The organism is Halovenus amylolytica (genome assembly GCA_004015825.1).
Taxonomy (GTDB): Archaea; Halobacteriota; Halobacteria; order Halobacteriales; family Haloarculaceae; genus Halovenus; species Halovenus amylolytica.
Window position 1 is genome coordinate 68,900 of record ML137216.1, and the last position, 20,641, is coordinate 89,540.

Annotated in this window: 21 protein-coding genes and 1 pseudogene; 7 read left to right on the plus strand and 15 right to left on the minus strand. The window is 60.7% G+C overall.

Annotated elements, in window-relative coordinates; genetic code table 11:
- Positions 1–85 precede the first annotated feature (85 nt).
- The 9 genes and pseudogenes from EOW68_RS01480 to EOW68_RS01520 form a co-directional block, all read right to left on the minus strand.
- Positions 86–433 (minus strand): annotated as a pseudogene (locus tag EOW68_RS01480) (IS5/IS1182 family transposase); the annotation flags it as partial.
- Between the two features lie 58 nt (positions 434–491).
- Entirely contained in the window at positions 492–1,241 is a 750-nt protein-coding gene (locus tag EOW68_RS01485) for a metallophosphoesterase (RefSeq protein WP_128223407.1), read from the minus strand.
- Entirely contained in the window at positions 1,241–2,833 is a 1,593-nt protein-coding gene (locus tag EOW68_RS01490; RefSeq protein ID WP_128223408.1) for an RPA family protein, read from the minus strand. The genes EOW68_RS01485 and EOW68_RS01490 overlap by 1 nt, the downstream gene beginning before the upstream one ends.
- Positions 2,830–4,101: a Single-stranded DNA binding protein gene (locus EOW68_RS01495; protein WP_128223409.1), complete on the minus strand. Its 1,272-nt coding sequence runs from the start codon at positions 4,099–4,101 to the stop codon at positions 2,830–2,832. The genes EOW68_RS01490 and EOW68_RS01495 overlap by 4 nt, the downstream gene beginning before the upstream one ends.
- 51 nt (positions 4,102–4,152) lie before the next feature.
- Entirely contained in the window at positions 4,153–4,530 is a 378-nt protein-coding gene (locus EOW68_RS01500; RefSeq protein ID WP_128223410.1) for a hypothetical protein, read from the minus strand.
- Positions 4,531–4,575: 45 nt separating this feature from the next.
- A complete protein-coding gene (locus tag EOW68_RS01505; protein WP_128223411.1) occupies positions 4,576–5,001 on the minus strand; it encodes a hypothetical protein in 426 nt (141 codons plus the stop codon).
- 65 nt (positions 5,002–5,066) lie between these two features.
- Positions 5,067–5,756 carry an endonuclease III gene (gene nth, locus EOW68_RS01510; protein ID WP_128223412.1) on the minus strand — a complete coding sequence of 230 codons (690 nt, stop codon included), beginning with the start codon at positions 5,754–5,756 and terminating at the stop codon, positions 5,067–5,069.
- Between the two features lie 44 nt (positions 5,757–5,800).
- Positions 5,801–6,634 (minus strand): ZIP family metal transporter, encoded by an 834-nt coding sequence (locus EOW68_RS01515; protein ID WP_128223413.1) that lies wholly within the window; start codon positions 6,632–6,634, stop codon positions 5,801–5,803.
- A 101-nt stretch (positions 6,635–6,735) separates the two neighbouring features.
- A complete protein-coding gene (locus tag EOW68_RS01520; RefSeq protein ID WP_128223414.1) occupies positions 6,736–7,506 on the minus strand; it encodes a TrmB family transcriptional regulator in 771 nt (256 codons plus the stop codon).
- Between the two features lie 148 nt (positions 7,507–7,654).
- On the opposite strand from EOW68_RS01520, the gene EOW68_RS01525 reads away from it, so the two are divergent.
- Together EOW68_RS01525 and EOW68_RS01530 are read left to right on the plus strand one after the other, a co-directional pair.
- Positions 7,655–8,803: an SPFH domain-containing protein gene (locus EOW68_RS01525; RefSeq protein WP_128223415.1), complete on the plus strand. Its 1,149-nt coding sequence runs from the start codon at positions 7,655–7,657 to the stop codon at positions 8,801–8,803.
- A 100-nt stretch (positions 8,804–8,903) separates the two neighbouring features.
- The gene (locus EOW68_RS01530) at positions 8,904–9,518 is read left to right on the plus strand and encodes a winged helix-turn-helix transcriptional regulator (protein ID WP_128223416.1); all 615 of its coding nucleotides are present in this window, start codon (positions 8,904–8,906) and stop codon (positions 9,516–9,518) included.
- Here the strand turns inward: EOW68_RS01530 and EOW68_RS01535 are convergent, their stop codons facing one another.
- From EOW68_RS01535 to EOW68_RS01550, 4 genes are all read right to left on the minus strand, one after another.
- Positions 9,519–9,761: a DUF7123 family protein gene (locus tag EOW68_RS01535; protein WP_128223417.1), complete on the minus strand. Its 243-nt coding sequence runs from the start codon at positions 9,759–9,761 to the stop codon at positions 9,519–9,521.
- 142 nt (positions 9,762–9,903) lie between these two features.
- Entirely contained in the window at positions 9,904–10,299 is a 396-nt protein-coding gene (locus EOW68_RS01540) for a TRAM domain-containing protein (protein ID WP_128223418.1), read from the minus strand.
- 87 nt (positions 10,300–10,386) lie between these two features.
- Positions 10,387–11,097 carry a YkgJ family cysteine cluster protein gene (locus tag EOW68_RS01545; RefSeq protein WP_128223419.1) on the minus strand — a complete coding sequence of 237 codons (711 nt, stop codon included), beginning with the start codon at positions 11,095–11,097 and terminating at the stop codon, positions 10,387–10,389.
- Between the two features lie 208 nt (positions 11,098–11,305).
- On the minus strand, positions 11,306–11,587 hold the full coding sequence (locus EOW68_RS01550) for an ArsR family transcriptional regulator (protein ID WP_128223420.1): 282 nt from the start codon (positions 11,585–11,587) through the stop codon (positions 11,306–11,308).
- A 272-nt stretch (positions 11,588–11,859) separates the two neighbouring features.
- Here EOW68_RS01550 and EOW68_RS01555 point away from each other — a divergent pair, with 272 nt between their 5' ends.
- From EOW68_RS01555 to EOW68_RS01570, 4 genes are all read left to right on the plus strand, one after another.
- Entirely contained in the window at positions 11,860–12,564 is a 705-nt protein-coding gene (locus EOW68_RS01555; RefSeq protein ID WP_128223421.1) for a class I SAM-dependent methyltransferase, read from the plus strand.
- Between the two features lie 132 nt (positions 12,565–12,696).
- Entirely contained in the window at positions 12,697–14,463 is a 1,767-nt protein-coding gene (locus EOW68_RS01560) for a 2-oxoacid:acceptor oxidoreductase subunit alpha (protein WP_128223422.1), read from the plus strand.
- Complete coding sequence (locus EOW68_RS01565) at positions 14,460–15,323, plus strand: 2-oxoacid:ferredoxin oxidoreductase subunit beta (RefSeq protein WP_128223423.1); 864 nt, start codon at positions 14,460–14,462, stop codon at positions 15,321–15,323. The genes EOW68_RS01560 and EOW68_RS01565 overlap by 4 nt, the downstream gene beginning before the upstream one ends.
- 92 nt (positions 15,324–15,415) lie before the next feature.
- On the plus strand, positions 15,416–16,831 hold the full coding sequence (locus tag EOW68_RS01570; protein WP_128223424.1) for a serine/threonine protein kinase: 1,416 nt from the start codon (positions 15,416–15,418) through the stop codon (positions 16,829–16,831).
- Positions 16,832–16,847: 16 nt separating this feature from the next.
- On the opposite strand, the gene EOW68_RS01575 is transcribed toward EOW68_RS01570, so the two are convergent.
- Positions 16,848–18,377, minus strand: coding sequence for a glutamate-cysteine ligase family protein (locus EOW68_RS01575; protein ID WP_128223425.1), 1,530 nt, complete (start codon positions 18,375–18,377; stop codon positions 16,848–16,850).
- Positions 18,378–18,510: 133 nt separating this feature from the next.
- Between EOW68_RS01575 and EOW68_RS01580 the strand changes: the two genes are divergently transcribed.
- Complete coding sequence (locus EOW68_RS01580; protein ID WP_128223426.1) at positions 18,511–19,092, plus strand: response regulator; 582 nt, start codon at positions 18,511–18,513, stop codon at positions 19,090–19,092.
- Here EOW68_RS01580 and EOW68_RS01585 read toward each other — a convergent pair whose 3' ends face one another.
- Positions 19,093–20,637 carry a bacterio-opsin activator domain-containing protein gene (locus EOW68_RS01585; protein WP_128223427.1) on the minus strand — a complete coding sequence of 515 codons (1,545 nt, stop codon included), beginning with the start codon at positions 20,635–20,637 and terminating at the stop codon, positions 19,093–19,095.
- Between the last annotated feature and the right edge of the window lie 4 nt (positions 20,638–20,641).

Below are 20,641 nucleotides of genomic sequence, written 5' to 3' on the forward strand. Positions count from 1 at the left end.
GGTTTTCCGTTGTTTTTGGTCTCTTTTTTTTTTGGTTGGGTGCGTGGCGGGGGGGGGGGGGGGCCCCCCCCCCCACGAGTCTGTCGAAGATATCGTCGATAACGTGTTCGAGATCGGTGAGAAAGCGATCAACAGTGTCTCTAGATGGCGGTTTGTCGAGGCCGCAGTAGTACCAGACAAGGCTGTGCTGGAGTTCTCGTGTAACTGGACGAGTGCCGTAGACGTTCTCGTAGTAGCAGTGCAGAAAGCCGCAAAAGAGGTCTGGTGGTTCGTGAACTCGTGTTCGCCCCCTCGAAGCGGGGGCGAACACGTCGAACTCCAGCAGAAAATCGAAATCAAGGTGTTCAAACAGCGGAACTGTCTCGGTAGCCGCGACATTCAAGAAGTCGTCTACCGAAGCTACGTCTTGCAGGGTTGCGCTTGTGTTGGACACACTTCGCGCACCCTGCCGCTTCGTACGTGACGCTTTCTATGACAGGCTCGAACGGTATTCAAACAGTTTCGTACGCGCCGAGTCTGGTCCCATCGAGCAGGTATACCCGGCCGTTCGTGAGCCCCTGTGGCAGGAATGGGGAGAGAAACTCCCGGCCCTCGACGTTGATCCAGGTTCCACCCGACCGGTCGTTGAACGACGGAAAGACGACGAGGGCGCACTCTCCGGTCAGCTGTCTGTCGTATTGCTCCTGAAATCCAGAGAGTGCGATCTCCCCACGGAGCCAGACACGTTCGATGCGACTCCCACCGACGCTGTCTTCGAGGCGCACCACCGGATGTTCGTGCCCCATGCAGATGACCTCGGCTTCGAGGAGGTCGACCGCTGGCCACGTCTGGCCGTGGACGAAGCCGATCGGGCCGATCCGGGTGCCCCCCGACGAGGTGACCGTTATATCGTGATCCAGTTCGTCGAGAAACGCCTCGATCTCGCCGTCGTGGTTCCCCTTGACGAGTGTCACGGGCACCGAAAGCGCATCGAACAGTTCCCGGAGTTCCTCGCGTTCGCTCTCCCAGGGCGCTCCAATGGCGTGGACGAGATCGCCAAGCACGACCAGTCGATCCGTACCTGTTTCTGCAAGCAGTCCGAGCAGTCGCTCGCGGCGGCTGTCGGCCTGGCTCCTGATCTCGACGCCATTGCTCTGGAGTACTGTCTCGATACCGGCGTGGTAATCGGCGACGATCAGTAACCGCTCCCCGTCGACGGTCGCGGTGGCCGCCCGTTCGTTCGGGACCGGTTCGACGAGCATCAGATCGGTTTGAGCAGGCTGTCGTCGGGTTCGTAACACTGCCCATCCATCAGTGCATCCTGGATCGCATCCTCGACAGTCTCGCGGTCGGTGCCGTACCGTGCGTCCATCTCGGCGATCAGATCCTCCTTGTCCGCACCATCACCCGTGTCGAGCTCGCCCATCAACTCGACGACTGCTGCCTGCAGATCCTCGGGTTCCTCCTCGTCTGGCTCGTCTGTGCCTGTGGCCTGCTGATCCGCAGGTTCCGGTTCTGGCTCCGGTTCCGCAATCGTTTCTGCTGGTTCGTCCTGCTGGTCGGGAGTGTCGGCACTCTCTGCAGCGCCATCGGCTGCATCCGCTTGGGCGGTTGCGTCGGGATCCGAGGTCGGCGGCTCGTCGGCGACCTCTTCGGGCGTCTCGATTCCGGCCTCGCCGGGGTCGTCGACCTCGGTCCCGGTCTGGAACTCGGTGCCGAACTCTTCTTCGACCTCTTCACGTGTCTCCGCTTCGAGTTCGAACTCCTCCGGCTCGAAATCACCGAGATCGTCGGCGTCCTCGCCCTCCGAATCCGCCGAAGCTGAGCCCTCGGGTGACGCCGTCTCGGCAGAGCCAGCACTGGCAGTCGATGGCTCCTCGGCGTCTGCAGGTGGCTCCTCGGTGGCTTCTGTCGACTCCGGGGTGGCTGCCGTCTCATCTGGCACACTCTCGGTCGACTCTGTCTCAGCAGTCGCCGAGTCAGTTCCAGAATCAGCGGTGCCGGCATCCGTCGGCTCATCAGAGGTGTCGGCTGGCGTCGATTCGCTGGCTGCTGATTGATCTGGTTGTGAAACGTCGGCTTGGCCGGTGTCAGCTGTCGTCGACGGCTCTTCGACGTCGACAGTGACTCGCGCAGCAAGTTCCTCGGCGGTCAGATCGCCTGCAGCGTCGGGCGCTTTGCTGTGGGCCGTTATCTCGTCTTTCTGGTCTGCGACGACACGAGCAGTGTCGAGCGCCATCTCTCGCAGCGCATCCAGGTAGGTCGGTGTCGTCCCGTACTCGGCGAGTGCGAGTTCGATCCCGTGAGCGAGTCCGTCGTCTGCCCCCCGGTCGACGAGCATCTCGCGCAGCCCTTCTCCGGTGTTCAGCGTCATCGCGTGGGCCATCCAGCCGATACGCTCGGTCGTTTGCTCTGCGGCCTGGATTATCCACCGATCCCGGGTTTTGGCGTCGACCTCGCTGATCGACTCCGGCCGGATCGACGTGAACACCTGATCACTGTCCTCCGGCTGGAAGGTGCGTGCTTTCCCGGTGACAGCGACGAACATCGGTGGCTCGGCCCGTTCGAGAAACGCCTGTTCGTCCGGCTGGTACTGGCCGGCATAGAGCACGAACGCACCGGTCGGATCGACGACCCGTCCGCGCAACACGTCCTCGCTGACCGCTTCGATCTCGGTGAGGACGCCGACGACGAACAGCCGGTTCGCCCGCGCACCGGTCGGCGTTACGACGTAACTCGGTGCGCGCTCCTCGTCGCTCTCCGAGAAGGAGAAATCGGCGTCGTTGAACTCCGCGGCGAAGATCCGGTAGGCGACTTCCCGCCGCCCGGCACCGCTTTGCTCCGATTCGCTCATTGTTCCACCTCGGCGAGGAACTGTTCGGCACGCGTCGCCGGCTCTTCGTCGTGTTCGCCGAACGTCGAGGCCTCCAGATTCGCGCCGTAATCGTCGATCGTCAACGAGCCGCGGACGACGTACTCGTGGCCGACGACTTTCGACGCGATATCCTCGGCGACAACCTCACGGTCCATCGCATCGCGGGCGTGGTCCATCGCTGCCGCCAGGTCGCCGCCGTACACCTCGGCCGTCAGCTCCTCGTCGAGAATGACAGTCACCGTTCCGGTGCCGTCGTCGAGGATGGCTTTCGTCCGGAGGTCGTCTTCGCCGTCGACCTCGCCGTGGCTGCGACACTGCCCGTTCTGTGTGACGCGGCCACACTCCGGACAGCGTTCGATCAGTCCAGAGCCGTCGCGGATCGCGACGACGTTCCCGACGAGTTCGACGTCGTACAGCCCACCCGTGGCGATCGCATCCCGGACCGAGTATCTCGGTGCGGTGGCGGATACCTCGACGGGCTGGTCGAGTCGCTCGACGGACGAAAACTCCGAGACGTTCACCGACGGGACGCCCCGGAACTCGCGGATGAAGGTGTTCTCGATCCGGACCGAGGCCCCTTCTTCGATCTCCGCACGGGGCTCCCAGTCGGTGAAGGGGAGCCGGCCGCTCTCGTCGCCGAGTTCGCCGCTCAAGATCTCTGTCTCCCCGTCACGACCGTTGATCGTCTTCGTCTCGCATTCGAGGACCCTGACCTCGACGTTGATTCCACGGTCGCCCGGTTCGAGTTCCGCGAGCGTCGCGTCACCACCGACCTCGAACGGGACCGAAAGCGTCGTCTCCTCGCGTTCGATATCGGTGGACTCTCCGAGATTCAGCTCGGGTTTCTCTTCCCATTCACGGACACCAGCGTTGCCGATGGTGATGGTCTCACCCGCTTCGAGACCGAAATCCTCCCAGGCAGTGTAGGATATTTTCCCCGTTTCGTCGGCGAGTTCACCCTCGAAAATGACGTGGTTGTCACCGTTGTACTGGATCGAGCGTTGGCCGACCGACAGGACACGCACCGTCGTCGAGACGTTGCTGTCGCTCGTGGTGATCTCGTCGATCTGTTTCGTCGCTATCTCGCTGCTGGAATCGGTTCCATCCCCGTACTTCCGCCGGAGACTCTCTTTGGCCTCGTCGACGGGGACGCTGTAGGACAGCAGGTTCTCTAGATCGGCTTTGACCTCCTCTTTGTCAGCGCCGAGGGCGGAGGCGAGCTCCTCGGCATGGTCTTCGAGCTCCATACGTCTGGTTGATGCTGCCCCCACTAAAATCGTTAGCGTTCAGACCCCCGGTCACAGGCCGGGCACGCCGAACGCTTCGAGATTCCCGATCCCGAGGGCGGCGAACAGGACGAGGACGAAAAGCGCCGCAAGCCACGCGCCGGCGGCGACGATGCCTGCCCGGATCCAGCCGACGCTGTAGCGCAGTCGCACCACGTAGATCCAGACGAGCAAGCCAGCCACCGAAGCCGGTAATCCACTGATACCAAGCTCCGAGAGTCCGAAATCGACGACCGCCCACGCGAGTGCGCCGAGCAGTGCCGTCAACACTGCGTGTGAGTAGTTGCGGGATGCAAATGCGACGATCGATCCGACGTGGATCGCAAACCCACCGATCAGGAGGCTGACGGCAAACACCACCAACGAGGCGTCGATTCCATGTCCGGCCATACCGGTACTTTCAGGCCACGCAACAAAAAAATAGCCCTGGAGCCGTTATTCGCCCGGTCCGAGGATCGCTGCTTCGATCTCGTAATTCTCCAGTTTGTCGCCTTCCTCGAAAACGGATTCGAAGAGCATCTCTATGGTCGGTGAGACACCGCGTCCGAGGTTGAGTTCCCTCGTGTTGGTCCACTCCTCTGGCTCACCGGCCGGTCGGTCGTGACGAAGTATCGCTTCCAGTGTCGCCTGCTGTCGCTCGGACCGCCTGTTCTCGACGACGATACGGGCCGCAATATCCGCCGGGTACTCGGTCTCGTCTCCCGTGGTATTCGTGACCCGCAGGTTCGTCGTGACGACGAGAAGTTTGCCCTCCTGATCGTTGCCGAGATACTCACCGAACGCTTCGGTACAGCCCGAGAGCAAAAGGGTAGCCCCGCTAGCGAGAAGTCCTGTAAACTGGCGGCGTGAGAGTCGACCCATCTATCTGTCGTAGGTCGTTAAGAAACTTGTACGTTGCGAGATCAGGAATACAGCCGTGGAGTCGGCTACGCGCTCCACTCCTCGCCACTCGCAAGATCGACCTCGCTGTCTTGCTTCGACGACGGGCAGAGATCTTCGAGGACACACGCCCCGCAGTCGGGGTTACGTGCTGTGCACACTGCACGCCCGTGACTGATGAACAGATGGGTCAGCTGCTGCCACTCGCCGTCTTGAGCGATCTCCATCAGCTCTTCCTCGATCGCTTCCGGCCGTTTCGCTTCTGTAATGCCGAGTCTGCGCGTCAACCGCTGGACGTGTGTATCGACGACAACGCCCTCGACGATGTCGTGGCCATGCTGGAGAACGACGTTTGCCGTCTTCCGCCCGACGCCTGGCAGATCAGTCAGTTCCGACATCGTATCCGGAACCTCGCCGTCGTGTTCGTCGATGAGCTTCCCTGCGGCCGTCCGGATGTACTCCGCTTTGTTGTTGTAGTACGTCACCGAGTTGAGATCCTCGGCCAGTTCTTCCTGGTCCACAGTTGCATAATCTTCCACAGACTGGTACTTCTCGAAGAGATCAGCGGTGACCTTGTTGACGCGTTCGTCGGTACACTGGGCGGAGAGAACGACTGCAACCAGTAGTTCGAGACGGTTCGAAAAATTGAGCGAGATGGTCGTGTCGGGATACTCGTCGTGGAGGCGGTCGAGTACTTCGGCGATCTGGTCTTCGCGACTGTCGAGCGCAGTTCCCATGGGCACCGTTCAGTCCGCGGATGGTATCATCCCGTCGGTTGCGATTATCCGAGGCTCACGTCGAGATACAGCATGACCACGACACCGGCCATCACGCCGAGTGTCGCGATTCGCTCGTGTCCCCGCGTGTGTGTTTCGGGAATGATCTCGTCCGAGATGACGAACAACATCGCACCCGCAGCGAACCCCATCGCGTACGGGAGCAGTGGTTCGACCTGACTCACGGCCACTGCGCCCAGAAGTGCGAGTGGGATCTCGACAACCCCGGAGCGTAACCCGGCGAAGACGGCGTAGCTCCGTCGGTCCAGTCCCGCGTTGATCGCCGCCACCGAGACCGCCAGCCCCTCGGGAATATTCTGGATCCCGATGGCGAGCATCAACGCGATCGCGTTCTCGATATCGCCAGAGCCAAACCCGACGCCGACAGCCAGTCCCTCGGGCATATTGTGGAGTGTGATCGCCAGAATGAACAGGATCACCGGTTCGAGGCGTTCCTTGTCCACCGGTAGCGAGGTTTTTGGATCGGCCTGGTCCGATCGTCGACTCCCAGTCAGGAGATAGTGTGCGTGTGGGACGAGTCCGTCTGCCTGATCCAGAAAGATGACACCGAGGATTACCCCGACGAGCGTGGGAAGCGGATTTCCGCCGGAGTACTGCTCGATCCCGGGAATGATCAGACTCGTGAAGGCTGCAGCGAGCATGACGCCGGCTGCGAACCCGAGTGCACCGTCGAGCGCTCGCTCGGACGGATCCCGCCAGACGAGCACCAGTGACGCACCGAACAGATTCATCCCGGCGATGACGATCCCGCCGACCAGCCCCTGAATCACTGGATTCTCCCCAGCAATCCGGACGAATATTTCGACTACCGAAACCATTGTCTCGTTAGCTGTCCCCCACGTAGTTGGCGAGTAGCACGTCTCTCATCGAACAGCGTCTTTCCGTTATGTCGACCGAGTACAAATAACACACCGGTCGGCTACAGACGACCAGCTGACTCGAAGGGGTTCTGGAGCCACTCCTCGGCCAGCTCGATGATCACTGCCGCGAAGATGTTCTCGCTGGTCCAGAAGGCGACTTCCGTGTTCTCCTCGGTATCGGAGAAGGTACTCAAAAGCAGCGTCTCCCCATCGACGATGAGCAACCGCCCGGTGCTGACGTCCATATCCCGATCGTCGGGGATCTTGTACTGCTTGATTGCGCTGTCGTCGGGCAACGAATCGAGAACGGACTGATTGACGCTTGCGAACATGACCGAGACTCCTTCCGTGGCGGCCGCTTCCAGAGCAGCCAGCGTCTTCTCGTCACAGAGATCCTGCCGGTCTGCTGCGTAGAGGATCCGGTCGTCGGCGTCGTCTATCAGTTCCCCGGTCCGGGATTTGATCGCGTCGGCGCTGTTTACGAGCCAGATCGACTCGCTTCGCTCCTCGTGTTCGTGGGTGTTCTGGACTGTTTCCAGGTACTCGAAGGCATCTGCCCCGGTCTCTGCGAGCTGATCGAGCAGGTGTTTCCGGGCCTGCTCCAGGGGCACCGGCCTGTACACAGTCGGTGTTGACTGCTGGGTTTCGACGAGCCCCCGTTCCTCCAGTCCGTCTGCAGCGCCGTAGACCTGGGATCGCGGAACGTCCGCGACGTCGCTGATCTCGCTCGCTGCGCCGTGGCCGAGTTTCTGAAGCGCCACGAACACCCGCGCCTCGTAAGTAGTCAACCCGAGCCCTTTCAGCCCCTCGACTGCCTGATCCTGGTTCATTGGTTCGGTCGTCTTGTCTGTCCATAGTCGTAGATCCTGTTGATTCTTCTGGTACTCGTGGCTCCACCCTGCTGGCGTACCTCGCCGTTTCTCGGCGAGAGACTATGTACAAACACTTTTTGTTGAGAATTACTAACATTCTGCCGTAATGATTCCATCCATAGCGCTCCAGTCGGGGATGACTGCGAGTATTCTCGCACTCATTCTCTTCTTGCTCGCTGTCGTCACGGCGTACAACAGTGTCGTAATTGTGAAAGCATACGAGAAACGTGCGTACACCCGGTTCGGGAAATATCAGGGCCTGCTCGAACCCGGGCTGAACTTCGTGTTGCCGTTCGTGACGAAGACGTACAACTTCGACATGCGAACCCAGACACTCGACGTTCCCCGTCAGGAGGCGATCACACGGGACAACTCGCCAGTCACCGCCGACGCCGTCGTCTACATCAAGGTGATGAACGCCGAGAAAGCGTTCCTCGAAGTCGACGACTACAAACGGGCCGTCTCGAATCTCGCCCAGACCACGCTGCGAGCGGTGCTGGGCGATATGGAACTCGACGACACACTCAACAAACGCCAGGAGATCAACGCCAAGATCCGCCGCGAACTCGACGAACCCACAGACGAGTGGGGGATCCGTGTCGAGAGTGTCGAGGTCCGCGAGGTCAACCCGAGCAAGGACGTCCAGCAGGCGATGGAGAAACAGACCTCCGCAGAGCGCCGCCGCCGTGCCATGATCCTCGAAGCGCAGGGTGAACGCCGCAGTGCGATCGAGGAAGCACAGGGTGACAAACAGTCCAACATCATCCGCGCACAGGGTGAGAAACAGAGCCAGATCCTCGAAGCACAGGGTGACGCGATCTCGACCGTGCTCCGGGCGAAATCCGCCGAATCGATGGGTGAGCGGGCCGTCATCGAACGCGGTATGGAGACCCTCGAAGAGATCGGCAAGGGCGAATCGACGAAGTTCGTCCTGCCACAGGAACTGACCTCACTCGTCGGCCGGTACGGCAAACACCTCCAGGGTAGCGACACCAAGGAGAACGGCCACGTCCTCGAAGGGATGGAGTTCGACGAGGAGACCCGCGAGATGCTCGGCCTCGACGATATCGAGGAGATCATCAGCGAGTTCAGCGACGAGGAAGATGTCGTCGATATCGAGCAGATGGAAGAGGAGGCTGCAGCGGTCAAACACGGCGAGAGCCAGGCTGAGATCAAAGACCCCGACGAAATCATCGGTGAGGCAGACCAATTAAACATCGACGGTGAGGGCGACACGACCGACAGCAGCGATTGAAGCCAACTGATAACTCTTCGATCGTCGTCGCAGCGTTCGATCAGCAACTGACTGTCAGTAACGAAGTCGTTTTATTGATGCCACACATTAGGGGACAGTAATGGGTCGTGACTCGGAGGTCGACCAGTCCAAACGGGCAACCTTGCGCCGATTCGCTGCGCTGGGTGCAGCGAGCCCGCTCGTCGGCCTCGCGAGCGCGGACGAAAGCGAGAGCGACACGCCGGACGCGATCGCGGGCTACGTCTCCGCGACACCTGGCGCGCACTTTTCGAAGATCCGTGACGATCTCAAACTCGGCACCGGCGAGACACAGCACCACCTCCGCGAACTCGAATCGAACGGTGTCGTCGAGAGCAGAAAAGACGGCGATTACAGCAGGTACTTCCCCGCCGACCGGTTTACCGAGTTCGAACAGGTTATTTTCGGGTATCTCCGGCGTGACACGCCGCGGGGACTCCTGATCACACTGCTGGAAGCACCGGACGCATCAGCCAGTGATATCGCAACGGCACTCGACGTCTCGCGGCCGACCGTGAGCCGCTACGCGGCACAACTCGACGAGGCAGGCATCCTCTCCCGAACGGACGGCTACAGTATCGTCGACCCGGAGACCGTATTGCTCTTGCTCGTCCGATACGACGACTCCTTCGGCGAGGATGCGGCCCGACTGGCCGAATCAGCAGCCAGTCTGGTCGAGTACACCGTCGAAGAGTAACTACGCGGTGACCATCCAGGTCGTACTGGAGGAGTAGCCCCACTTTTCGACCGAGATATCGAACTCGCCGCGCTCGATTGCGGTCATGTTGGTCCCGACCTCTTTGGCAGACATGTCGAGTTCGTCCGCGATGAGTCGCGATTTGAAGTACGTCTGTTCGTCCGCGTGTGCTTTCAGGAATTCGAGAATCCGGTGCTGTTTGTCCGAGAGGCTTGCCCGTGACGCGTCGACGGTTGCGCTCATACAGAGAGAGATGTCTCCACCTCGTATAGCCTGTTTGGTACGAACAGGTAACAGCCTGCCTTCTTGCGGTTTTTCGCTCCTTTCTGGCGTGGTGGCCGGCCAGCGCGCCCGGAGTGGTACGACAGAAAAACAGCAGAGACCGTCAGTTCTCTTCGTCGATCGCTTCCCCGACAGCGAAGTTCGATTTGACCTCCGTCACTTCGACCTTGACGCGTTCGCCGATATCCGTGCCGGGGACGATGATGACGTAGCCGCGTTCGACGCGTGCGATCCCGTCACCCTGTTTGCCGATATCTTCGATCTCGACGTACCGGATTTCGCCCGGTTCGACAGGAGGCTGTGGTTCGTCCGGTGCAGTCTCCTCGGGTTCGGAGCGCTCCTCGCTGGTTTCCGGTGAGATGAGAGCAACGCGGTAGGTATCCCCAGGTGTCACAGAGCCCGTTTCGATCTCCCGGCTCGGGAGTTCGACGACGTATTTTCCGTCGACTTCTGATACATCAGCACTGAACAGACAGAGTAGGTCATTCGAGATTTCCAAGTGTAGTAGACCTCCGTGTGACAGTAAGGGTCTCCGCGTTCAAAGTATTTACCGGTAGAACCATTCCTTGCGACCCAGCACTGACTATCACCGAACCGAACCATCGGGAGATTTGGCGCCCTCCGAGTCGTGGACGACGATTTCACCGTCGGCTGGCGTTGCTGGCTCGTACTCGTCTCGCACCTGAATCGCTTCTTCGAGTTCCCTGATCGCACGCTCTTTGAGTGCTCCGGCCAGGTCTTCGGCTTCTGTCCGGGAGATGTCCCGTCCCAGCCCCTCACATTCGTGCGCTCGGACCATCCCTTCCCCATCGACAGCCTCACCCATCGGCTGGCTCGTCCCGCCGAGGGCGACACTGAACGGGTACGTCTTGCAGACCAGCGGTCGGTCGCCGTAGATCGTACACTCTCCACCGCCCGTCTGCTGGGCGTCAGGTTCGTCGGCACTCGCAGCGCCTGATTCGTCGTAAAACATGCAGTCACCGCAGGCGTCGGTCTGCAAGGCCCACTCGAAGGTCTCTCCGCTCTGGCCCTCCGGCCCCTCCGAGAGCCCGTACGGCATCGGCCGGGCGACGTCCCGCCAGTCGTACTCTTCGCGTTTCTGAATCGACCGAATTTCGTCCGGAAAGACCGTTGCCGTGTGCGGTTCTGATTCCTCCGAACCGTCGGAGTCGCAGTCAGCAGCTTTGCAGCAGGCGCCACAGCGTGTACACTCGAAGCCGATCGATTCGATCGCGTCGGCGAGCTCGTCGACCGACAGCGAGCGTGCCCGCTCCAGTTCCGTTTCGAGGGAGTCCACACAGACGTATTCGTGGCTCCACCCAAAAGTGCGTCGTCCGAAAACAACGCCCAGTTCACGCTCATAGACCTCGAACCGACTGGCAGAGACGAGGACTCCAGTCAGTACTTCGCTCACTGCTCCGAGACCAACTGGTGGTAGTTAGCCGGCTCTATTCGGTCCAGGTGACCGAGGATGTACGCGTCGTCGCTTCAGAGCCTCCACGGAGTTACTGACGATCTGTAAGCGAATACACCTGTTTGCGGGCATCCTGAACGCTGTATCGGGACTCGACCAGGGTGGCTTCCTCTAACCGGTTCAGTGCGTAGCGTACAGTACGATCGGGTAACAATGACTCGTCGGCCAGTTTCCCCTGGGAAAGCGCACCATCAGTTTCGAGAATTTTCGCGACCAGTTTGGCACTGGGTGGCAGTTCTCGAAGACGATCGCGATATTCCTGTTCAGTTAGCGTACTCTTCGCTTTTCCCGGATCTTCCACAATTGTGCTCATATACTGTCCAATCTCTGCATGATGCTTGTAAACGTTTGCTATATGTACATCCAAAGAATTGGGAGTATATAATCGGTAGGGCACCCCCTTATACAAATCTTTTTGACAGTTCGATTCACACAGATTCCGCTTTCAGTCCATCGATTTTTCGACTCCGTTCCCGAACATCTCCAGGATCGGGGATGTGACCGGCAGTACGTGTTATTCGAGTGTTATATCCCCGTGTGTAATTCAGTATCATTTTAACGCTGGCTGTGCGAGAGCCTGATAGCGTGAAAGGACAGGAGTGGTACCAGGCCGATGATGTGGCCGAAGAATACGACGAGAAACGGTTCTCGAAAGGCGGACGCCTGATCGACAGGCGGGAGAAGCAGGCAGTTCTCGATGCACTCGGCCCAGTCGAGGACAAGAGAGTGCTGGAGATCGCCTGTGGAACCGGTCGGTTTACCGCGATGCTTGCAGAACGTGGTGCGGATATCGTCGGTCTGGATATCTCGGGCCCGATGCTCAAGCAGGGACGCGAGCGCGCGCAGTCGGCTGGGGTCGCGGACCACCTGGAGTACATGCGCGGCGATGCTGGCCGACTCCCGTTCCCGGACGACCACTTCGACGCAGTTTTTGCGATGCGATTTTTCCACCTCGCAGATACGCCCGAAGCGTTTCTCGAAGAGATGTGCCGTGTCTCGAGTGAACAGGTCTTTTTCGACACGTTCAACGGATTCTCGACGCGGACGATCTACAACTGGGCGCTGCCGATGGGGTCGCGACTGTACTCGGAACAAGAGGTACACGGCTTGCTCGATACAGCAGGTCTACGACTCGTCTCTGCGGAACACGACTGGGTGTTTCCCTACGGTCTCTACCGGGAGATTCCGAACCAGGTCGCGTCGGCTCTCCGACGGGTCGACGGCGGAATCAGAAAGCTACCCGGTGGGAACCGTCTCGCCTCGGTCTCCTACTGGAACGCTCGGCTGTAGCCCCCGAACTGTTCTCGGCGTTGGTGGGTTCGTTGTCGGGGCCGCTATTCAGTCGGTGATAAGTGGTGATCGTTCCGCTGTCTGCAGTATTGCAGAAGTCTTTTGCTCCGGCACTATCTACCCCCATCTAGTATGCCCGACGACCTGAACTGGGCCATCGGCGGCGAAGCCGGCGATGGGATCGATTCTACAGGGAAAATATTCGCGCAAGCGCTCTCACGCGCGGGCAGACACGTCTACACATCCAAGGATTTCGCGTCGCGTATCCGCGGGGGATACACGGCGTACAAGATCCGGACCTCTGTCGACCGCGTCGAAAGTGTCGTCGACCGACTCGACGTCCTCATTGCGCTGACCGAGCGGACCATCGAAGAGAACATGGACGAACTCCACGAGGGTAGCGTCATCATCTACGACGGTGAACGCACCTCGATGAAAGACGTCGAGATCCCCGAGGGGATGATCGGGCTGGATGTCCCACTGAAAACCCTCGCGGAGGAAGCTGGTGGGGGAATCATGCGCAACGTCGTCGCGCTGGGCGCGGCCTGTGAAGTCTCTAACTTCCCGATCGAGAACCTCGACGCCTCGCTGGAAAAACGGTTCTCCGACAAGGGGACTGCGATCGTCAAAAACAACAAGGAATCTGCACGGCTCGGCCAGGAGTACGTCCAGGAGAACTTCGATCACGAGTTCGACTACGACCTCGACACGACCGATCAGGATCTCGTCTTGCTCAACGGTGACGAGGCCATCGGGATGGGGGCACTCGCCGCGGGCTGTAAGTTCTACGCTGGCTATCCGATCACGCCAGCAACCGACGTGATGGAGTATCTCACCGGCCGGATCGATCAGTTCGGCGGCAAAGTCGTTCAGGCCGAGGACGAACTCGCCGCGATCAACATGGCGCTGGGTGCCGCCCGAGCAGGTGCACGCTCGATGACGGCGACCTCCGGCCCAGGGATCGATCTGATGACCGAAACCTTCGGGCTGGTCGCGACCAGCGAGACGCCACTGGTCATCTGTGACGTGATGCGTGCCGGGCCGTCGACCGGGATGCCGACCAAACAGGAACAGGGCGATCTCGATATGCTGCTGTACGGTGGCCACGGCGAGATCGATCGCTTCGTCGTCGGACCTACCACCGTCGCGGAGTGTTTCTGGAAAACTGTCGAGGCGTTCAACCTCGCCGAGAAGTACCAGATTCCGGTCTTCCTCGTCTCGGATCTCTCGCTTGCGGTCACCGAACAGACGTTCTCACCGGAGACGTTCGATATGGACGAGGTAGAAAACGACCGCGGGAAAGTCGTCGACGAGTCGGAGATCGACTCCTGGCTCGACGAACAGGGTCGCTTCCAGGCGCACTTTTCGACCGCAGACGGCGTCAGCCCACGTGCCCTCCCGGGGACGACCGACGGCGCACATATGACGACTGGTCTCGAACACGACGAGCTGGGCCGACGAACGGAGGAGACTGAAGTCCGTGTCGAGCAGGTCGACAAACGAGAACGGAAAGTCCAGACAGCACGCGAAGAAGAAGACTGGGAGCCACGCGAATTCGGCAATCCAGACGCCGACACACTCGTTCTCTCCTGGGGATCGAACGAGGGACCCCTCCGCGAAGCCCTCGACTATCTCGACGACGAGGATATCGACGTTCGCTTCATCTCCGTCCCGTATCTGTTCCCGCGACCCGATCTCTCGGATGCCATCGAGGCAGCCGAGACGACGGTCGTCGTCGAGTGTAACTCGACGGGGCAGTTCGCGGACCTCATCGAACACGACGTACTCGAACGCGTCGAGCGGATCAACAAGTACAACGGCGTCCGTTTCAAAGCGGACGAACTCGCAGCAGATATCAAAAATGTCATCGAACCACAGACAGCGGAGGTGGAACAATGAGTTCCGAGGTTAGATTCGTCGACTTCAAGTCGGACAAGCAGCCGACGTGGTGTCCGGGCTGTGGCGATTTCGGGACGATGAACGGCATGATGAAAGCCCTCGCCGAAACGGGTAACGACCCCGACAACACGTTCATCGTCGCGGGGATCGGCTGTTCGGGCAAGATCGGCACCTACATGCACAGCTACGCGCTGCACGGCGTCCACGGCCGCGCATTACCGGTTGGCATCGGCGTGAAGATGGCCAACCCGGAGCTGGAAGTGATGGTTGCCGGCGGTGACGGTGACGGCTACTCAATCGGTGCCGGGCACTTCGTTCACGCAGTGCGTCGGAACGTCGACATGAGCTACGTGGTGATGGACAACCGGATCTACGGGCTGACGAAAGGGCAGGCCTCCCCGACGAGCCGCGAGGACTTCGAAACATCGACCTCACCCGACGGGACGAACATGCCGCCGGTGAACCCGCTCGCACTCGCGCTCGCCGCCGGCGCGACGTTCATCGCGCAGTCTTTCTCCTCGGACTCGAAACGCCACGCCGAAATCGTGCAGGAAGCAGTCGAACACGACGGCTTTGGCTTCGTCAACGTCTACTCTCCCTGTGTAACGTTCAACGACGTCGACACCTACGACTACTTCCGCGATACGCTGGTCGATCTCAAAGAGGACGGTCACGATCGCACAGATCGAGAAGCCGCCAAAGCTGCCATTCTCAGCGACGAGAAAGAGTACCAGGGAGTCATCTACCAGAACGAAGACAGCGTCCCGTTCGAAGAGCAGGAAGGCATCGAGGCACCGATGACCGACGTGCCCGAGGGCGCACCCGAAGGTGCGATGGATCTCGTTCGCGAGTTCTACTGACCCATATCTCCGACTTCTGCTGACTTTTGTGGATTCAGTTCTGATAACAGCGGCCTCAATGTTCTTAACGGTTCGGCGGCTACCAACTGCTGATGGGCACCGGTAGTGATGGCTACGGCGCCGACAACGAGCGAGAAATCCCCCTGGAGGGGTTCGTCCGCTCGTTGTTCGGAGGGCTGGAGACAGCCGACAACCGACTTCGGCGACACGCCGGCTACATTATCTGTCAGACTGCCCACTCGAACGCCGCGATTCGCCCAGCGATAATCACGGCGCTGACGGAGTGGGCGGTTCGGCGGCCGTATCACGACCCGGTGTTGCGGACACTCGCGACGATCGGTACCCAGTACGACGAGATGGTAAAACAGGCGTTGCTCGCTGCGACGACTCGAAGGGAGGCCAGGCTGCTCTACCAGCGGCTGCAGAAGATCCGGACCTGGCAGGTCTCCTTCGGCGAGGGCGGGACCGAAGAGGGAGAGACCCTCGTCGATGTCGGGGGCTCGGGGATGGTTCGGGTTCCCCGGGAGTTTCTCGAACAGTACTCCAGGTCGGACAGTTCCCCGACGACGAGTTCCGAACTGGAGACCGATCACACCGAGACGACCTCACCGAGTCGACAGCGCAGCTGGTCGCGGCTCTCGCGGCGCAAGCGAATCGAGCAGATGGAACACGGCCAGGAGTTTGCAGCCATCGAGGAGATGAGCAAGTTCGACGAGGTCGAGTTTCTGGGGCCGGAATCCGAAACCCGATATGGACATTCGGTTCGGACACGGACCTTCGAGGGATCGACCGAAGACATCGCGATCATGCGGCTCTACCGGCACCACGACCAGCCGGGATTCGGACAGGCACTCGGCCAGCAGCTCGGGCAGTGGGTAGATGCAGCGACACCGGGTGTCGTCGGTGTCGTCGACTGGGGCGACTCCCCGCGTCCGTGGGTGGCAGTCGAATTTACCGACCAGACCCTCTGGGAACGTGGCAAACTGGAGCCGGCCGAGGCACTGGAGTCGGCACGCGATCTCACCGGTGCGCTGGCAGAACTCCACCAGCGCGATCTGATGCACGGCGGAATCGATCCCCACAGCATCCGGTACACACCGTCGATCATGGAGGATAGGCCGCTTCCGATGCTCGAAAACGTGGGATTGATTCCGGTCTACCGCCACTTCGACAACCCCGCATCCTATCTCGATCCGCGCTACGGTGCTCCGGAGTACTACGATGGACGGTACGGCAGCATCGACCACTGGACGGATATCTACCAGCTCGGGATGGCCCTCTACAGCGCCTTCACTGGCGATCCACCCTACAGCGGTACGTTCGAGGATATCAAGAGTCAGGTGTTGACCGACCGGCCGCTCGGGATGAGCACGGACAACCCGGATCTTCCGGGCTCGCTCGCCGAGGTACTCGCGAAAGCAACGGCGCGGGAGAAGCTCAAACGGTACGAGACAGCACACCAGTTCCACAACGCGATTTCGGCGGTCTGCGACGAGTTTCTGGAGTGAAATCCGATCTCCGGGGTTACAGCCAGTCGGCGAAGGAGTCGTACTCACGGCTGTGCTGGATGTAGGACTTCTGAGCGGCCGTGATCGCTGTCGCGAGATCGTCGCCATCGTTCAGCCGGTCACGAACACGGTTCTGTTTCCAGATACTCGGCGTCGTTCGCTCCGTCCAGCGGGCTTCGAGTCCGCCGAGATAGTCGTCGATTTCGGCAGTCGACACGCCGGCGTCTCGGAGCCCCGCACGCGCGAGTTCGAACACCTCCTCGAAGATCACGTCGGAGTCTGAAGTTTGCTCACCGTCGGCCGTAATCCAGGCGAGATCAGCGTCTAGTCCGTCCTGGGCCGCGTTGTAGAAACTCGTCTCTGCGTCCGCCCAGGGCAGCGCCGGGAGTGGGTGGTCAGTCTCGACGAGTCCGCGGAGCAGTCCCACAGTTAGCCACTGCACCGCGACAACGTCTGTGACAGTCGGCTGTGTCGGAATCGGCCGGTACTCGATACGCAGCGACTCCTCGTTGCCCGCGCCGTCGACGGGATCGCCGCCGATGACACACCGCAGCCAGCGCCAGTACGTCGACCGTTTGTACTGAAACTCCCAGGTGTCCGCTGCGAAGGAGTCCCGGGGGTCGTCGACGATCCACTCACGAAGGAACGGAGCAAAGAGATCGTCCTCGACGACCCGATCGATCGTCTCTTCGGCGCTGTCGATGTCGTCCGGAACCCTGACTTTCGGATTCGGTGTGGCGTTGACCGACTGCTCGAACACCGCGATCCGGAGTTCGTGGTGTGTCTGGTCGACGAGGTCGTGGGGGTCCTCGACGTCCGTGTACAGCTCCGGGGGGAGAAACGGCGAGTTCGTCGTCAGAGCCAGTAGCGGCCCGAGTGTTCGAATCGCCGCGTTGTAGTACGCCGGGAACTGCTCGGCAGTCGGAATCTGGAGGTGTGGCTGGATCGAGGTGGCGAGTGACTCGAAGAGAATGGACGGAAAACGTCGGTCGACACCGGGAACGTCGAGTCTGATCTCACCATCGAACTCCCGCAGGACGTCGTTGTCGATTGCAGCGTAGCGGGGATCAGTGCGCATATTCGTCGCGACGGTGACGCCGTCCTCGATCTCGACATCGGAGAGATACGAGTCGGCACTCTCCTCGGGCGAGATCGTCCACATCGCATCCGAAATCAGCAGTCGCTCGGACTCCCGAGCGGCGTCGTCGGCCGCCTCGAACGCAGCCTCGATCCGGTCTGCCTGCGAGCGCAACCCCGCCTCGTCGAACACGTCGGGATCTGTATTTATCTCGGCGTTGTGGACACCCAGTTCCTTGGTCGCGCCTGCGTCGAAGACCGACTGTGGGAGGTCTGTGAGTCTGGACTCGCCGTCTCGCTCGACAGCGTACACCTCCATCTCCAGCCCAACTGAGAAATCCTCGTTGTCGAGTTCGCCGGCCCGAATAGCCTCCCGGAGCGTGGCTGCCTGGTCTTCGACCCGGTCCAGATACACCGGAATAGCGTCTTCGGACAGCGACCGCTGGACGAGATCTCTCAACGCTGGCATCGGTTCGTCTCCGTACTGCATGGGTTGCTTTGCATTATCACGAAGATTGGATAGCGGATACAAACCCTTTGTGCATCGACGAGATGATAGCTGTTATGTCGGTGGCCGGAGAATACAGAGGATAGACCGGATTATGGATGATTCAGCGGACGGACCGTTGCCGAACGCGTTGCTCGTCGACGACGAGAAGGAAGTCGCGGACGCGTACGCCCTGCGCCTGCGTGGGCTCTGCGATGTCGAGACTGTGTACAGCGGCGACAGCGCGCTCCAGATGGTCGACGAGTGGGATGTCGATATAATTCTGCTCGATCGACATATGCCGGGTATCTCGGGTGACGAGGTACTCGACCGCCTCGAAGACCACTCCTTTTCGGGTCGCGTCATCATGGTTACCGCGATCGACCCGGGTTTCGACGTGCTCGATATGCCCTTCGACGATTACCTCTGCAAACCCGTCGATCGTGAGGATATCCGTGAGGCAGTCAGACAGCAGTGCCGGATTCTGGGCTACAAAACGCTGGGCGCGTATTTCAGCGCGGAATCGAAACGGAGTGTGATCGAAGCAGAGCTGCCGGAGCCGGAGCGCGGGGACCACGAGGGCTACCAGCGGGCGACGGAGCGGGCCGAAACACTGAAAGAGCGAACGAAACGGCTGCTCGACGACCCAGAGACGCTGTTCGATGCGTTCGACGATATCGAACGCGAGGGCCGGTAATCACTCACGAGTGCCGTCGTCGGTCGCCTCGAAAAATTCGGAGAGGAGTTTCCGCTGACCTGCGCGCAGATGGTAGAGTAGCGTCGGCCCAGTGATCCCGAGCGCGTTCGCTACTTCCTCGGCGCTACTGCCGCGTGGTGACTGGAAGTATTCGGCGAAAAAGGCCGTTCGGAGCGCGTTTTGCTGTCGGTCGGTCAACCGATCGCTGAGTTCGTCCCGGAACTCACGGGAGGTTGCAAGCTCCCGTTCTCGCTGCCGTTTCGCGACGACAGAGCCCTCGTACTCGCGCGTGACGGCCTCGGCGACCCGACGAACGTCCTCTGCCGGTGAGAGCTCGATCACACACTCACCGCGGCCGTTTTCGTACGCCGCGTGCTGGATGGCCGCGCCCTGCGTCGCGAGCAACCCGAGTGGCGTCTCTTCGTCCAGCCGGAGTTCGAGCGAGCCGCCGGTGTCGTACTCACCGATCACCCTGGTCGCAGTCGTCCCCTCGGTCTCCGCGAGCGTCTCTGCGACAGCGTCCGGTGATTGGTCTGTGACTGTGACGTAGCAGAGCAGTTTACTTCCCTGAGGAACTGTTCCATCGAGAACGAGTTCGCCCGACCCCTTCGAGGCGGCGACAAGCGGTGCGTCCTGGTCGGTTATCTCGAGTGTTAACTCGACGAGCGTATCAGACAGCAGCTGGTTGCGATGGCGAGCCGCGTTGATCGCGAAGCCTGCCATCTCGCCGACAGTGCCGAAACTCGCTCGCTCGCGCTCTGAAAACGCGTCCTGGTTGCTGCTGTAGATGCCCACGACACCGTAGACGTTCGAGCCGTAGCTCAGCGGAATCGCGAGCAGGGACTGCAGTCCGTCTGCGAAGGCAGCCCGCCGGATCGACTCCGGCACTGACTGTTCACCGCCGAGGGGCTGGACGATTTCGGGGGTTCCCGTTTCGACTGCGCGCCCTTCCGGCGGCGCAACACCGTCGTCCAGGCAGTCACCGATCTGTTCGAGGGTTCGTCCGGTCGTTCCTGCGGAGGCCCGGATCACGAGTTCGTCACCGCCCAGTTCTCGCTCGCCGACCCAGGCGAACTCGTAGATATCCGTCTCACCCAGTCGCTCACAGATCGTCGCAGCGATCTCCTCACGCGTCGAGGCGTCGACCAGTGCTGCGAGAATATCCGAGATGAGTCTGTTCGTTATCGTCAGCCGGTCGAGATCGTCTCTGAGGTGTTCGATCTCCCGCTCGTGTTCGTGGTGGCTGGTCACGTCCTGGAGATAGACGAACACAGACGCATCGGCCGGGGCGAGTGTCACCTCCAGCCATCTGTCAAGTCCGGGGTAGTACTGCTCGACTGTCGTCCGCTGGGAGAGCCCACCCTCGAAGGCACGTGGAATGCTGTTGTCGACTGACTCCGGAAAAATCTCGCCGATCGCTCTTTTGTCGGCTCCGGCGGGATCGACATCGAGCAGGGCCGCTGCCCGATCGGTGACGGCGGTAACCACGCCGTCCGGCGTCGTTTCGAGCACCCCTATGGGTGCTGCCTCGAAGCGCTCGTCCATACAG

Excerpts from the sequence above, each read along its gene's own strand:
- EOW68_RS01485 (WP_128223407.1), bottom strand. The coding sequence starts at position 1,241 with ATGCTCGTCGAACCGGTCCCGAACGAACGGGCGGCCACCGCGACCGTC.
- EOW68_RS01490 (WP_128223408.1), bottom strand. The coding sequence starts at position 2,833 with ATGAGCGAATCGGAGCAAAGCGGTGCCGGGCGGCGGGAAGTCGCCTAC.
- EOW68_RS01495 (WP_128223409.1), bottom strand. The coding sequence starts at position 4,101 with ATGGAGCTCGAAGACCATGCCGAGGAGCTCGCCTCCGCCCTCGGCGCT.
- EOW68_RS01500 (WP_128223410.1), bottom strand. The coding sequence starts at position 4,530 with ATGGCCGGACATGGAATCGACGCCTCGTTGGTGGTGTTTGCCGTCAGC.
- EOW68_RS01505 (WP_128223411.1), bottom strand. The coding sequence starts at position 5,001 with ATGGGTCGACTCTCACGCCGCCAGTTTACAGGACTTCTCGCTAGCGGG.
- nth (WP_128223412.1), bottom strand. The coding sequence starts at position 5,756 with ATGGGAACTGCGCTCGACAGTCGCGAAGACCAGATCGCCGAAGTACTC.
- EOW68_RS01515 (WP_128223413.1), bottom strand. The coding sequence starts at position 6,634 with ATGGTTTCGGTAGTCGAAATATTCGTCCGGATTGCTGGGGAGAATCCA.
- EOW68_RS01520 (WP_128223414.1), bottom strand. The coding sequence starts at position 7,506 with ATGAACCAGGATCAGGCAGTCGAGGGGCTGAAAGGGCTCGGGTTGACT.
- EOW68_RS01525 (WP_128223415.1), top strand. The coding sequence starts at position 7,655 with ATGATTCCATCCATAGCGCTCCAGTCGGGGATGACTGCGAGTATTCTC.
- EOW68_RS01530 (WP_128223416.1), top strand. The coding sequence starts at position 8,904 with ATGGGTCGTGACTCGGAGGTCGACCAGTCCAAACGGGCAACCTTGCGC.
- EOW68_RS01535 (WP_128223417.1), bottom strand. The coding sequence starts at position 9,761 with ATGAGCGCAACCGTCGACGCGTCACGGGCAAGCCTCTCGGACAAACAG.
- EOW68_RS01550 (WP_128223420.1), bottom strand. The coding sequence starts at position 11,587 with ATGAGCACAATTGTGGAAGATCCGGGAAAAGCGAAGAGTACGCTAACT.
- EOW68_RS01560 (WP_128223422.1), top strand. The coding sequence starts at position 12,697 with ATGCCCGACGACCTGAACTGGGCCATCGGCGGCGAAGCCGGCGATGGG.
- EOW68_RS01565 (WP_128223423.1), top strand. The coding sequence starts at position 14,460 with ATGAGTTCCGAGGTTAGATTCGTCGACTTCAAGTCGGACAAGCAGCCG.
- EOW68_RS01570 (WP_128223424.1), top strand. The coding sequence starts at position 15,416 with ATGGGCACCGGTAGTGATGGCTACGGCGCCGACAACGAGCGAGAAATC.
- EOW68_RS01575 (WP_128223425.1), bottom strand. The coding sequence starts at position 18,377 with ATGCCAGCGTTGAGAGATCTCGTCCAGCGGTCGCTGTCCGAAGACGCT.
- EOW68_RS01580 (WP_128223426.1), top strand. The coding sequence starts at position 18,511 with ATGGATGATTCAGCGGACGGACCGTTGCCGAACGCGTTGCTCGTCGAC.
- EOW68_RS01585 (WP_128223427.1), bottom strand. The coding sequence starts at position 20,637 with ATGGACGAGCGCTTCGAGGCAGCACCCATAGGGGTGCTCGAAACGACG.